A 13,830-nucleotide genomic window follows, 5' to 3' on the forward strand; every position below is an offset into this window, starting at 1 on the left:
AGCGCCAGCGTTTTCCACCCCTTCGTCTTGCCTGTCATAGCGTCTCTCCATTTCCGTTATAGCGGAAGTATGTTCGTAACAACGGAATATATTGCAGTGACTGTGCCAGCTCCTTGAGCGGCGTTGCAAATCAAGGGCTTGGCTTGAGCGACAGGCAGCGGAGGGTGCTCTCGGTGCTCCAAGGGGGCACCGGGAGGTGGCGGAAGGTAACGAAGGCGCACCAGGGCGAGGCGTTACCCGGTAGCGCTCAGGCGGGGCGCGGGAAGCCGTGCCGCAGATCGCCGGCGCGTGGCAGGAAACGGCCATGGCGTTCGGCGATGGGCCGCTCCGGGGTATAGGCCAGCTGGCCGTTCACCCAGACGGCCGCGATGCCTTCGGCGGGGCGTTGCGGAGCGCTGAAATCGGCCACGTCGCGGATACGCGCGGGATCGAACAGCACCAGGTCGGCATGGGCGCCGGCTTCGAGCAGGCCACGACCGACCAGGCCGAAGCGGGCGGCGGAGAGGCCGGTCATCTTGTGCACGGCGGTGTGCAGGGGGAAGAGCCCGAGGTCGCGGCTGAAATGGCCCATCACCCGGGGGAAGGCACCCCAGAGGCGTGGATGGGGGAAGGGATCCTCGGGCAGGCCATCGGAGCCGATCATGCTCAGCGGATGGGCGAGGATCAGGCGCACGTCGGCCTCGCTCATGCCGTAATAGACCGCCCCGGCCGGTTGCAGGCGGCGGGCGGTGGTCTCCAGGTCCAGGCCCCAGTCGGCGGCGATGGCGTCCAGGTCGCGGCCACCACATTCCGGGTGCGGGGTGGACCAGGTGATGGTGATGCGGTGGCGGCTAGTGACCTGCTTGAGATCCAGGGTGGAGGAGCTGGCGGCATAGGGATAGCAGTCGCAGCCGACCGGCTGGTTGCTGGCGGCCCGCTCCAGGGCGCCGAGCAGTTCCGGCGCGCGGCCCCAGTTGTCCACCCCGGCGCATTTGAAATGCGAGACCACCACCGGCGCCCGGGCCTGGCGGCCGATGTCCAGGGCTTCGTCCAGCGCCTCGTGCACCGCGGCGAATTCGCTGCGCAGGTGGGTGGCATAGAGCCCGCCCACGGCGTCCAGCTCGGCGGCCAGTTGGGCCACCTCCGAGGTCGGCGCCGCCGCGGCGGAGGCATAGGCGAGGCCGCTGGAGAGGCCCAGGGCGCCGGCGGCCAGACTCTCGCGCAGCTCCGCGCGCATGGCAGCGATCTCCGCGGGGGTGGCGGCGCGCCCGAGATCGTCCAGGTGATTGCTGCGCAGCGCCGTATGACCCACCAGGGCGGCTACGTTGACGCCGGGGCGGGCCTGTTCCACGGCAGTGCGATAGGCAGCGAAGGTGGGATAGACGAAGGCTTCTGCCGGACCGAGCAGATTCAGAGGGTCCGGCGCCGCGCCGCGCAGGCGCACCGGGGCGGCACTGATGCCGCAGTTGCCCACCACCACGGTAGTGACCCCTTGGCTGAGCTTGGGCAACTGCTGCGGACGGCGGATGACCATGGTGTCGTCGTGGGTATGGACGTCGATGAAGCCCGGCGCCAAGACCAGGCCACTGGCCATGCGGATCTCCCGTGCCGGTTGGTCGGCAAGCTCGCCCAGGGCGACGATACGGCCTGCCCTGACGGCCAGGTCGGCCACCCGGCCGGGGTGGTTGCGACCGTCCAGGAGCAGAGCGTCGCGGATGAGCAGGTCATGCATGGGCGGACCTTCCCTTACCTCGCGCCAGATTGAGCCAACCGTCTGGCGCCAACTTTTGACCGTATGGTGGCAAAGTGCCGGTAGATTTAGTTATCGCGCACAGGGGCAGCGCACTATCTGTGAAAAGCTCTGTCCATTCGCCCGCCTAGACCGTGACCAAACACGGCTCCCGATGCCTTCCTCTCCTTGAGTCTGCCATGAATCTTCTCACCCCCGTCATTGCCGTAATGAATCGTCTGAGGTTTTCCGCCAAGTTCGCCTGCCTCGCGACCATCGTGCTGGTCCCCCTGTTGTTCCTCAGCTATTACCTCTACCAAGACATCCAGGATCAGCGCGCCAGCCTGGAACTGGAAATCCAGGGCCAGCGCTACCTGGTGCAACTGACGCCCATCGCGCGCCTGAGCATGCTGCAGCGGGCGCTGACCAAGCGCCTCCAGGACGGGGATGCGTCCGCCCAGCAGGACTGGCAGAACAATCGCGATGCCCTGCTCAAGGCCTATGACGAGCTGGGCCGCCTGGATCGGGAACTCGGTAGCCAATTGGAGACCGGGAATCGCGTCGGCCAACTGCGGCAGAATGCCGAGCGTCTGTTGCAGGGCATCCCGGGAACGCCCCTGGAGGTGTTTGAGGCCTGGAGCGAGCAGCTGACGCAGACCCTGAACATGTTCTATTACGTATCGGCCACCTCGGGCCTGGTACTGGATTCCGACTACAACAGCCTCTTCCTCATCGATATCACCTCGCTGCGCCTGCCGCGGGAGATCAACCTCGTCGGTCAGCTGCGTGGCCTGGCCTCCGGGTTGAGCGCCACCAACAGCTTCGATCCGGCCAGCTTGACCGTGGCGCGCAGTGTCATGCGCCAGGAGCGCCAGGCTGCCGACGAACTGGAGCAAGCCCTGGGGCTGCTGGCCCGCCAGGCGCCCGAGCTGGCCCAGCGGCTGAAGACGTCGCTGGAGCAGGCGCGGGGCGACTATGACAACTTCCGGCAGGGCATGCTGGCCGTCATGAACGGTGCGGGCACGGTCTCCGGAAAGACCCTGGGGACCCAGGGCAACGCCGTGGTCGCGCGTTACTACAAGGTGCAGGAAGAGGCCCAGGGCGTGCTCTCCCAGTTGCTGGTCGAGCGGCTGGCCCATGAGACCCTGGTGCGCAACCTGGTGCTGGGCATGATCGCGGCGGTCCTGTTGCTGCTGAGCTATACCTTCGCCGGCATCTACCAGGCGTTGCGCCTGGGCATCGCCGAACTGGTCAGCGTGACCGCTGCCGCCGCCCAAGGCGACCTGAGTCGCCGGGCCGCCTTGCCCGGTCGCGACGAGATCGCCGACATCGGCCGCAGCCTGGATGCCATGCTGGAGGCCTTCGGCCGCTCGCTGCGCGAGGTCGATCGGGCCTCCAACGCGGTGGCCGAGGCCTCGGGGTCCCTGGCTGGCTCCATTGGCCAGTCGCGTGCCACCATGCAGATGCAGCAGGGCGAGACCGACCAGGTGGCCACCGCCATCACCGAGATGACCGCCAGCGTGGCGGACGTCGCCAACAACACCGAAGGCGCCGTGGCCGCCGCCCAGCAGGCCGATCAGGCCACCCGGGAAGGCACCCGGGTGATGCAGCAGACGCAACGGGCCATCGAAGCCCTGGCCGCCGAGGTGGACCTCAGCGCCACCAAGGTCGCGGCCCTGGAAAGCCACAGCCAGGCCATCGGCGGGGTCATCGCGGTGATCCGCACCATCGCCGAGCAGACCAACCTGCTGGCGCTCAACGCCGCCATCGAAGCGGCCCGAGCTGGCGAGCAGGGCCGTGGCTTCGCCGTGGTGGCCGACGAGGTCCGCACCCTGGCCTCGCGCACCCAGACCTCCACCGAGGAAATCCGCCGCATCATCGAGCAGTTGCAGGCCGCCACCGGCGAAGCCGTCGGGCAGATGCAGGCCAGTCGCGGCCATGCCCTGACCGGCGTCGCGGCCGCCGAGCAGGCCAGCGTCAGCCTGAACAGCATCGGTTCCGCCGTGGAGCGGATCGTCGACGTCAATGTGCAGATCGCCAGCGCCGCGGAGCAGCAGGCCGCGGTCTCCGAGGATATCAACCGCAACACCACGGGCATCCGCGCCAGTACCGTGCAGGTGCTGAGCGGGATCGAAGCCGACGCCGGCACCGCCGAGCGTCTGGCCGGCCTGTCCCAGGATCTGCGCAGCGTGGTCTCGCGCTTCCGGCTCAGCGCCTGATCGCGCCACTCATCGGCAAGGGTCAGGTCAGGCTTTACAACTTGGCGCCGGCGGATAACTGTATAAATAGACAGTTATCCGCTGGAGCGCCTCGTCATGTCCGTTACCATCCTGGGTCGCCTGGAGTCTGCAGACGCCCAGTTGCCGCTCTATGATTTCCGCCTGCCGTGCGGCTTCCCGTCGCCGGCCCAGGATCATCTGGAGCGCCAGGTTTCCCTGGACGAGCTGGTCGACCTGCGGGCGCCCCATACCTATGTGATCCAGGTCAGCGGCGACAGCATGACCGGCGTGGGCATCTTTCCCGGCGACCTGGTCATCGTCGATCGCGCCCGGCCGGCGCGGATCGGCGACATCGTGGTCGCGGTGCGTGATCGCGAACCCACCCTCAAGCGTCTGGGCCGGCGCGGTGCTAACTTCGTGTTGCTGGCGGAAAATCCCGCCTATGCGCCCCTGGTCATCGGCGAGGGCAATGACTTCGAGGTCTGGGGCGTGGCCACCCATGGCCTGCGGCGTTTCGGCCATGGCTGAGTCGGTGCTGGCGCTGATCGACTGCAATGCCTTCTATTGCAGTTGCGAGCGGGTCTTTCGCCCGGATCTCGCGGAGCGGGCGGTGGTGGTGCTGTCGAACAACGACGGCTGCGTGATCGCCCGCTCGCCCGAGGCCAAGCGCCTGGGTATCGCCATGGCCGCGCCCTGGTTCCAGCTACGGGAGCTGGCGCAGCAGGGCCAGGTGACGGCCTTCAGTTCCAACTATGCCCTCTATGGCGATCTCAGTGACCGGGTGATGCGTACCCTAGCGACCCTGGTGCCGCGGCTGGAGCGCTACAGCATCGATAATGGCAAGGTGTATGGTGGGGGCACCCAAGCCTTGTGATGTCATCCATGGACATCGTCTCCTCGTTGAGGTCGACAAATGGCAAAAATAGAGCGTGTGCGCTTCGTTCCCTATGTCGTCGTCCCTTCGGAAGACAAGACGATATATTCTTTAAGCAATCGACAAGCCATTGAAGGTCTCCCCCAAATCTTTTGGGCTAATAATAAGCCATGGCAAGAAGCAAATCTTTGGGCTGTCGAACGTGCAACTTCATCTAGGGCATCGCTAAAGACTGTTTCAAGTAACATGAACGGTCTTTTGAACTATGCAAATTTTCTTGAAGCCCGAAATGTCTCTTGGTTTCAATTCCCTCGTCGCAAGTCAGAACGCTGCTTGGTTATTTATCGCGGATTCCTAGTGAAACTGCGGGATTCGGGCGCGATAAGTCCTGCTACCGCGTCAGAGTACATGCGTAATTGCATCATGTTTTATCATTGGATTAAGGAGAATAAACTGCTTGGTGAGCACGTGCCACTATGGCGAGAGCTTCCTTATGCCTTTAGTTTTTTCGATAGTCATGGCTTCAACAGGACGATTACTGGTATTACTACCGACCTCGGCATTCCAAATAGACAAAGGCCTGGGATTAGATTGGAAGGAAATCTCTTGCCAGTATCGTCCGCTGACCGCGAGTCTATATTAGACTTCGTTTCTGCGAATGGATCGCGCGAGCTATATTTAATGTTAGCAACTGGCTTCTTTACTGGAATGCGTCTTGGAAGTATTTGCGATTTAAAAATCACAGCCCTAGCCCAAGCGGTTGTCGATCCATATGCGCCTGCGCTTCTAAAGCTTGCTGTTGGCCCTGGTGCACAACCGCCAATCCATACAAAGTTTAATGTGACAGGTCATGTATGGATGCCCAAAGCCTTGCGGGATGAACTGTTGGAGTATACCGCAACTTTGCGCAGGAGCCTGCGGCAAGCCAAGGCCAAAAAAGAAAATCGCGACTTGGTTTTTTTAACCAGATTTGGAAATTCTTATGGGAGGCTGAAAAGTAACCAATCTTCCGCAATCAATGTCGAGATGTCCGCGATAAGGAGAAAGGCTAGTCAGAAAGGAGTGGAGGTACTTCGTAGCTTCAGGTTCCATCAAACTCGATGCACATTTGGCACAGAGTTGGCTCGATTAGCCTTGGCCGTCACTTCTGACGCAGCACTTGTTATTGCTGTTGTGAGCGATGCTTTACTTCATGGGCCGAACTCTGAAGCTACTACTTTCAAATATATTCGCTTTGTGCAGACGCTTCCGGTAAAGCAAGCGCTCGCTGACAAGTTTATGGCTGCATTCAGCGGTGCCGATCTTAAGGTAGGCAATAATGGAAGCCGTCAATGATTTAAACTTGACTTTCCCTATGCTCAGGTATGGTACTGCTGAGACGCCATGGGATCTCATCATATTTTTGTACAAGGGTGGTGCATCGGCTAGATCTAACGTAGCTAGGCGGAAGATTGAGCTAGGTGAATTGGATCCGTTGCTTCATGAGCGTATGCCGTTAGTGCTTCAAATTCACGCGCATGTGACGGCTGATCTTGTCAGCGGCCTAAGTCGTAATACTGTAGAGAACAGAATTCGAGCTCTGCGGCAATTCTTTTCATGGTGCGATGAGTCTGGAGCCAGCCTTGCAATGGATTCCGTCGCCGAATCATTTATCCGTTATGCCGACCATCTCCTTCATTTAAAAAGAACCAATCGATCAATATCTGAAATGTGGATGTATGACAGGGTTACCAGGTGTTGTAATGTGTTGGATCGAATTCTGGATCGTAAGGTTAGCTTGCTTAAAAGTACCCGCATACGCAAGTTAGGATCAATTAGAAAAAATGTCTCTAAAGTTGATAAGCATGATTTGCAAAAGCTGTTCAATTTCGGCCACATGCTTTCAGATGTTTGTGTTGCCCTGTCGTGGGAGGCCTCTATAGGTGAATTGCCGGTTTCTATCTCACTACGTACTGGTCAGGTTTATCTACACTGGTCTCGTTTGCAAGATCCAGAAAAAATAGCAGCTAAGACAAGTCCTGCTCGAAGGTTTTCTCGCATTGCTGAATCACTGAAGCGGCGATCTTCTCGTGAGGCGGATAAAACGTTGCAAACTCGCTACCCGCTAGTTAATTTGAGAATTGCCTGTGAACTTCTGATTTTTATAGCTCAAACTGGCTTGAATCTAGCTCAGGCTTACAGTTTGCGGCTTGAGCAGTTTCATTATACTAGTCATCTTGATGGTTATCAGGTTCGTACCTTTAAGAGACGACGCCAAGGTGAGGTTCTTTTCGAAATCTTCCAGTCTTATAAGTCATGGCTTGAGGATTATCTTGAATTTCGTCGAAGGTGGTTTCCCGACCAGGCTGATGGTCTTTTGTTTCCATTGGTGCGGCGTGGCAGTCGAGCCGATAAACCGCCTCAATTTACAAATGTTAAAGTTTTATGTCGCGCTCTTAGTTTGCCATTTTTAGGTACAAGTCTTATGCGAGGTGTCCGGATCAACTGGCAACTTCGTGAGACTAAAAACCCCCGTCAGGTTGCAGACTTAGCCCAGCACTCAGTTGAGACTCTACTTCGTACATATATCGATCCGCATCCGCAAATTGCTAAGGTTGAAATAACCCAGTTTCAACATCAATACGATCCATCATTCGCGTCGCCTGCACCAGGCAGATGTCTCTCGACCTTGCCCTCGCCAGTTGAAGGTACTGTGAAAGCTGCTCCTGTTCCTGATTGTATAAACTCATCAGGGTGTTTTTTTTGTACACAACATAGGGATATCGATAGCCAGGATCATGTCTGGTCCCTCTTTAGTTTGAGGCATTTGAAGTCGCTAGAACTTTCTCAGGCCACCCCAATAAATGACGCTGAGGACATCCATCCGGCTATGTTGGTGATAGAGCGGATTACTGAAAAGCTAACGTTTTTTAAAGAAAGCAGCGATGTTCGCAATAGTTGGTTCATCGAAGCGCAACATCGAATAGATGAAGGAAGCCACCATCCAGCGTGGAATGGTTTCATTCGCTTAGCTGAAATAAAAAGCCGGCAAAAGGGTGAAATTTATGTCTCATGACCTTGCCTTAGCTATCGATCATCCACTTGTTACTCCTAGTGCTCCAAATTATCGTCCTGATATTTGGCCGCCTCGCGCAGATTGGCCAATCGTAATCGACAAATCAGGTCAAGTTGTAAGCCGTTGGGGGGATGTCATTTGGAGATTAGATCCTTGGGCAGGGAAAAGTCTGACGTTAAATTTTGGTGACGGTGCTCTAAAAAAGAATGTAGCCCCGATTGATAAAGCCAATGCCGATCTATTGAGAGTCGTAATGGGTTGGTGGATGTATGGCCCAACCGGTGCAAGGGGGGTTAGAACATTGAAGGGCCGCTTCGACATGATGCGTCAGCTTTTTGTAGCATGCGCTCGTGAAGGCGTTCTTGCATCGAATTTGATGCGATTTCCCCATGTAGTTGATCGTCTTTTTCATGTCATTCCCAAGTCTAGGTCAGGTGAGTTCCTAGTCTTATTGCATGAGCTTTTCGAGCGGCGGGATATATTAGGTTTCACTTTGTTGGACCGTAGAGGTATAGCCCGGCTCGCTGCTTCAGTGCCTGACCACGAAACATCACAAACACCTTATATCCCGCCTAGAATTTGGCACTATCAAGTCACAAGATTGCGTGAATGTCTCGACGATTTTTTGGCACATAAAAGTCAAATCAGAAACTGCTTCTTATTTTGTATGAAAGCCCACCAGCAAGAGGGCGTCAGGTCACTAAAAGATAGGCCGCGACGACCATTTGGTCCACCCGCCTATTGTACAAGTGGAAAGCGGACAGGTTATAAATTCTTCGGTCGGTTCTCTGATACGCTAGCTAAGTTTGGAATCGAAGATTTGCTTTGCAAATGGTTGGTGATGGAGCGTGGCGATGCGAATATTCGTCATCTTACAAGTTACTTTAGTTTGATTAGTCATGCGGGTCTCGCCTACCTTTTGAGCTTCAGTCTTATGCGTGCTGAAGAGGCATGGAACTTGAAGTGTGATTGCTTGCATGTTGAGCAGGATCCTGACTTCGGGAGCATTTATTTGTTGCGGGGCTGCACCACAAAAACTTTAGTTGATCTCAATGCTCTTTGGGTGACCTCACCATCAGCTAAATCTGCTGTCGAGGCTATGCAGGTAGTGGCGCTTCTTAAGTTAGGCAGTCACCCAGAGGCACTAGATGATCTCGCTTCACCCTCCGTATATCTAAATGACTATAAGTCTTACCCTTGGCATGTAAACAAACAACGCAGGGCTACAGGATTACGTCCTGGAATCCCCTCCTATTGGGACGTAATTACAAAGTGGCACAAGAAGCTATTTGACTTTGATAAATTGAAGATAACACAGCAGGATTATGATCTGGCTCGTTTGGTGACGCCTACTCTTAGTAACGATTATGCCGTTGGCAAGCCTTGGCCGCTTGCTTGGCATCAGTTGCGCCGTACTGGTGCGGTTAATATGCAAGCTTCTGGTCTTGTCAGTGATGCTTCTTTGCAATATCAACTGAAACATGTTACGAGGGCTATGAGCCTTTATTATGGGCGAAATCATTCTAGAGTTAGGTTGGAGGAGAAGGCGAGCACGCTTTATGTCCGCGCGATGTACGAATCTTTAGGGCGTCAGTTGCAACTTATTACCAGTGAGAGGTTCATTAGTCCGCATGGGGACAAGAGAAAGTCTGAAATTGTTAGGCTAATTTCCACTTCTGATTATAAGAAAAATAGTGATTTGGCAGAAAAGGGGCACGCAGCTTTTCGTCCTGTATTGCTCGGGGTATGCACAAGTCGATCTCCATGCCCCTATGGTGGTATTGATAATATTGCTCGCTGTGGTGGTGGGGATTTGCCAAATGGGCCTAAGCCATGCGCTGACGTGCTATATGACTGTGACAAGCAGGATGAGATAAACGACCTTGATGCATTGCTAGACGAGCTAATTTCTACAGCCGAATCGAATAGTCCTTTGAGAACATCTTTGGATGCCCAGAAACGCAGCTCGGAGGCTTATCGCAATGTCATCTCACATAGAAAAACAGAGTAGTCCTACAATTCGGCCGGCTGCTGCTGATCAATATCGTGCAGCATTTGAGCGTTTGAAAGCTAACAAGCCAGATCGACTTCCAAAAGGATCTCTTGTAAGTCAAAATAATGTTGCGAAGGAAGCTGGTACCGATCCGTCTTCACTGAAGAAGTCACGTTTTCCATTGCTGATTTCTGAGATTCAAAGTTATATTAAGGAAAAATCCCTCAACCAGCCATTGTCTGCTCGACAAGCTAGTTTGCATGCGCGAGCAAAAAATAAGAAGCTTCACGACAGAATTCTCCAGCTTGTTGAGCAGAGAGATCACTTGGTTAGCTTATTGTGCGAAGCCGACGCAAAAATTCTCGAATTGTACGACCGAGTTTTGGAGCTTGAACGGCAGCTTCCTCCTTCAAAAGTTGTTTCCATGGATGCTAAGGATTTTAAGCAACTCTAATCAAGAATTTATCTTGATTAGAGCGATTAGTGCGCTTTTTTCCTTTTTGTAAGCTCAGGTTTTAAGCGCCAGTTGATTGTCCGGTCGGCGTTCTCCCTAGTTGCCTCCCCTTTTGATGGTCGACGTTAGAATATACTTGAAATCATGTGGGTGGCTCTGCAAAGGCTAATATTACTGTTTAAAGCCTAATGCTCTCAATTAGCCGACCACGACGTATGGGGGCTTCTTATGCTTGCAATAGGAGTCGCCTGGTAAGCGCCTGTATGACCGACATGACTCAGTTAGCGATCAATGCTGGGCTGCTGACCACTCAGGACGCTTCCCTTTCTGAAGCGAAAGGTCGGAGCGGGTTTCACTAGCAGGCGCCGTTCTTGATGCTTACAGAAATGTAATCGCATCCCGCAAGGTGCTGTGACATCGTCCCGTCCAATCTTCTACCTCCTGTAGACGGCGTCGCTACCGTCCTCGCTACTAGGGCATGCTCGTATGGAACCAAGAACTTCTCGACGTACCTTCGTCAAAGGCCTCGCGGCTGCCGGCATGCTCGGTGGACTGGGCTTGTGGCGTTCACCCAGTTGGGCGGCAGCTGGCTCAACGGCGCTCAGCACTCTGACGGGCACGGAGTTCGACCTGTCGATTGGCGAGATGCCAGTGAACATCACCGGTAAGCGTCGCACAGCGATGGTGATCAACGGCGGATTGCCAGGGCCCCTTTTGCGATGGAAGGAGGGCGACACGGTGACGCTTCGCGTGCGCAACAAGCTTGATGCGGCCACCTCGATTCACTGGCACGGCATCATCCTTCCGCCAAACATGGATGGGGTGCCGGGCCTGAGCTTCGCAGGCATCGAGCCGGGCGGGATGTACGTTTATCAATTCAAGCTTCAACAGAACGGGACCTACTGGTATCACAGCCACTCAGGCTTCCAGGAACAGCTAGGGGTCTACGGCCCCCTGGTCATCGAGGCGAAGGAGCCCGAACCTTTCAAATACGATCGTGAGCATGTGGTGATGCTGACGGACTGGACGGATGAAGATCCGGCTTCGCTGATGCGCACGCTGAAAAAACAGTCCGACTACTACAACTTCCACAAGCGCACCGTTGGCGACTTCGTCAACGACGTGGCTGACAAGGGCTGGGCCGCGACGCTGGCAGATCGCAAGATGTGGGCTGAGATGAAGATGAATCCCACGGACCTTGCGGATGTAAGCGGCGCCACCTACACCTACCTGCTCAATGGCCAGGCTCCGAACATGAATTGGACAGGCCTGTTCCGTCCTGGCGAGAAGCTACGGCTTCGATTCATCAATGGCTCTGCCATGACGTACTTCGACATCCGTATCCCGGGCCTGAAAATGACCGTAGTAGCGTCTGATGGTCTTTACGTGAACCCGGTTGAGGTCGACGAGCTTCGTATCGCCGTGGCCGAAACCTACGATGTCATCGTCGAGCCCACAGGCGAGGCTTACACGGTCTTCGCCCAGTCAATGGATCGTACCGGCTATGCCCGCGGCACCCTTGCCGTGCGGGATAGCTTGGTGGCTCCAGTCCCTCCGCTTGATCCTCGCCCCTTGGTCACGATGGACGACATGGGTATGGGCGGTATGGACCATGGCGGCATGGACCACGGCAGCATGAAGGGTATGAATTCGGCGGCCGGTGATGATATGCAGACCATGAGCAGCACGGGAGGCAACCCCATGCCAGCCATGGACCACAGCAAGATGTCCTCTATGCAGGGCATGGACCATGGCGCAATGGCGGGGATGGACCATGGTTCGATGTCTGGAATGGCCGGAACGACCATGCAAAGTCATCCCGCGAGTGAGAAAGACAACCCGCTGGTCGACATGCAGGTGATGACCCCTACCGCCAAATTGAATGACCCCGGCCTGGGTCTACGTAACAACGGACGTAAGGTGCTCACCTACGCCGACCTCAGAAGTACTTTCGAAGACCCTGACGGCCGCGAACCAAGCCGTACCATAGAGCTACACCTGACAGGACACATGGAGAAGTTCGCCTGGTCCTTCGACGGGATCAAGTTCTCCGAAGCTCATCCTCTAGTTCTGAAATACGGTGAGCGCGTAAGGATCGTGTTGGTGAACGACACGATGATGACGCACCCGATTCACCTGCACGGAATGTGGAGTGACCTAGAGGACGAGGAAGGTAACTTCCTGGTACGCAAGCACACCATCGACATGCCACCTGGGTCCAAGCGGAGCTATCGCGTCACCGCCGATGCCCTGGGGCGATGGGCCTACCACTGCCATCTGCTGTACCACATGGAGATGGGTATGTTCCGCGAAGTCCGGGTAGAGGAGTGAAGCCAGTGATCGCCTTGAGTCGACTCCACGTTTATTCGCTGTTTGCTATCACCAGCTTCACCATGGCACCCATCGTTGCCTTCGCTGCAGATACCACCAGGGCTGGTACTGACCATAGCCGGATGCAGTGCCTGGACAAATGCAAAATGCGTGGCATGGACCACTCCAAAATGCAATGCATGGACAGCGGCAAAATGCTGGGTATGGATCACTCGAAAATGCAGTGCACGGATAAGTGCAAGATGCAGGGTACGGATCATTCCCAGATGCAGTGCATGAACAGCAGTCAGATGCAGGGGATGGATCACTCCAAGATGCAGGGCATGGACCACAGCCAGATGCAGGGGATGGATCATTCCAAAATGCAAGGCATGGACCACAGCCAGATGCAAGGCATGGACTCTGGAATGACTGGCATGGCTCCCAGCAAGCCGGCAGCACCCACTCGAAGCCGTACACCTATTCCACCCATCACGGATGCGAACCGGGCGGCCGTCTATCAAAGTGGCAAAGGCCATACCGTCCATGACGATGCGCTCAACTACTTCCTGCTGTTCGATCAGCTTGAGTGGCAGGACGCTGATAACGGCAGTGTGCTGAATTGGGATGTCAACGGTTGGGTCGGGGGTGATATTGACCGGCTCTGGATTCGCTCCGAGGGCGAGCGCACCAACGGAAAAACCGAATCCGCCGAGCTACAAGCATTGTGGGGCCACTCGATCGGCCCTTGGTGGGATTTGGTTGGTGGCGTACGGCAGGACTTCAAACCAGGCCCGCCGCAGACCTGGGCCGCGTTTGGTCTCCAGGGCCTGGCCTTGTACAACTTCGAGGCCGAAGCGACCGCCTTCCTTGGAGAGGGCGGCCAAACTGCTTTGAGGCTGGAAGGCGATTACGACATTTTGCTCACCAATCGCCTGATCTTGCAGCCCACCGCCGAAGCAAATTTTTACGGGCAGAACGACCCCAAACGCGGAATCGGTTCTGGTTTGTCCGAAACGGAAATTGGGGTGCGCTTGCGGTATGAAATCTATCGTGAGTTCGCCCCTTACGTTGGCGTCAGCTGGAGCCGCTCCTACGGCAACACCGCCGATTTTGCCCGGGAAGAGGGGGAGGACCGTAGTGAGGCCCGCCTAGTCCTAGGTGTGCGTATGTGGTTCTAAGCAAACAATAAATCCCTTTCCCAACGAACAGCCTTT

At 56.0% G+C, this 13,830-nt stretch carries 9 protein-coding genes and 1 pseudogene; 9 read left to right on the forward strand and 1 reads right to left on the reverse strand.

Annotation, left to right across the window (positions count from 1 at the left end):
• Positions 1-247: 247 nt before the first annotated feature.
• Positions 248-1,711 (reverse strand): D-aminoacylase, encoded by a 1,464-nt coding sequence (locus tag RND78_RS17690; protein WP_312730724.1) that lies wholly within the window; start codon positions 1,709-1,711, stop codon positions 248-250.
• Between the two features lie 197 nt (positions 1,712-1,908).
• On the opposite strand from RND78_RS17690, the gene RND78_RS17695 reads away from it, so the two are divergent.
• From RND78_RS17695 to RND78_RS17735, 9 genes and pseudogenes are all read left to right on the forward strand, one after another.
• A complete protein-coding gene (locus RND78_RS17695; RefSeq protein WP_312730726.1) occupies positions 1,909-3,927 on the forward strand; it encodes a methyl-accepting chemotaxis protein in 2,019 nt (672 codons plus the stop codon).
• Between the two features lie 96 nt (positions 3,928-4,023).
• Positions 4,024-4,455 (forward strand): translesion error-prone DNA polymerase V autoproteolytic subunit, encoded by a 432-nt coding sequence (locus RND78_RS17700; RefSeq protein ID WP_312730728.1) that lies wholly within the window; start codon positions 4,024-4,026, stop codon positions 4,453-4,455.
• Positions 4,448-4,762, forward strand: a pseudogene (locus tag RND78_RS17705) (DNA polymerase V subunit UmuC); the annotation flags it as partial. The gene RND78_RS17700 and the pseudogene RND78_RS17705, both read left to right, overlap by 8 nt.
• 78 nt (positions 4,763-4,840) lie before the next feature.
• Positions 4,841-6,136, forward strand: coding sequence for a tyrosine-type recombinase/integrase (locus tag RND78_RS17710; protein WP_231356997.1), 1,296 nt, complete (start codon positions 4,841-4,843; stop codon positions 6,134-6,136).
• Positions 6,120-7,856, forward strand: a complete 1,737-nt coding sequence (locus tag RND78_RS17715; protein ID WP_312730731.1) for a site-specific integrase — start codon at positions 6,120-6,122, stop codon at positions 7,854-7,856. Before RND78_RS17710 ends, RND78_RS17715 begins: the two co-directional genes overlap by 17 nt.
• A complete protein-coding gene (locus tag RND78_RS17720; RefSeq protein ID WP_312730733.1) occupies positions 7,846-9,867 on the forward strand; it encodes a hypothetical protein in 2,022 nt (673 codons plus the stop codon). The genes RND78_RS17715 and RND78_RS17720 overlap by 11 nt, the downstream gene beginning before the upstream one ends.
• Complete coding sequence (locus RND78_RS17725) at positions 9,839-10,303, forward strand: hypothetical protein (RefSeq protein ID WP_231357001.1); 465 nt, start codon at positions 9,839-9,841, stop codon at positions 10,301-10,303. Before RND78_RS17720 ends, RND78_RS17725 begins: the two co-directional genes overlap by 29 nt.
• A gap of 486 nt (positions 10,304-10,789) precedes the next feature.
• Positions 10,790-12,634, forward strand: a complete 1,845-nt coding sequence (locus tag RND78_RS17730; protein ID WP_231357002.1) for a copper resistance system multicopper oxidase — start codon at positions 10,790-10,792, stop codon at positions 12,632-12,634.
• Between the two features lie 290 nt (positions 12,635-12,924).
• Positions 12,925-13,794 (forward strand): copper resistance protein B, encoded by an 870-nt coding sequence (locus RND78_RS17735; RefSeq protein ID WP_312730790.1) that lies wholly within the window; start codon positions 12,925-12,927, stop codon positions 13,792-13,794.
• Positions 13,795-13,830: the final 36 nt, after the last annotated feature.

The organism is Pseudomonas oryzihabitans (genome assembly GCF_032027545.1).
Classification (GTDB): Bacteria; Pseudomonadota; Gammaproteobacteria; order Pseudomonadales; family Pseudomonadaceae; genus Chryseomonas; species Chryseomonas oryzihabitans_F.

What these genes read in the sequence shown, in the direction of transcription:
- RND78_RS17695 (WP_312730726.1), top strand. Translation starts at nt 1,909, where the DNA reads ATGAATCTTCTCACCCCCGTCATTGCCGTAATGAATCGTCTGAGGTTT.
- RND78_RS17735 (WP_312730790.1), top strand. Translation starts at nt 12,925, where the DNA reads ATGCAGGGGATGGATCACTCCAAGATGCAGGGCATGGACCACAGCCAG.
- RND78_RS17720 (WP_312730733.1), top strand. Translation starts at nt 7,846, where the DNA reads ATGTCTCATGACCTTGCCTTAGCTATCGATCATCCACTTGTTACTCCT.
- RND78_RS17725 (WP_231357001.1), top strand. Translation starts at nt 9,839, where the DNA reads ATGTCATCTCACATAGAAAAACAGAGTAGTCCTACAATTCGGCCGGCT.
- RND78_RS17690 (WP_312730724.1), bottom strand. Translation starts at nt 1,711, where the DNA reads ATGCATGACCTGCTCATCCGCGACGCTCTGCTCCTGGACGGTCGCAAC.
- RND78_RS17700 (WP_312730728.1), top strand. Translation starts at nt 4,024, where the DNA reads ATGTCCGTTACCATCCTGGGTCGCCTGGAGTCTGCAGACGCCCAGTTG.
- RND78_RS17730 (WP_231357002.1), top strand. Translation starts at nt 10,790, where the DNA reads ATGGAACCAAGAACTTCTCGACGTACCTTCGTCAAAGGCCTCGCGGCT.
- RND78_RS17715 (WP_312730731.1), top strand. Translation starts at nt 6,120, where the DNA reads ATGGAAGCCGTCAATGATTTAAACTTGACTTTCCCTATGCTCAGGTAT.
- RND78_RS17710 (WP_231356997.1), top strand. Translation starts at nt 4,841, where the DNA reads ATGGCAAAAATAGAGCGTGTGCGCTTCGTTCCCTATGTCGTCGTCCCT.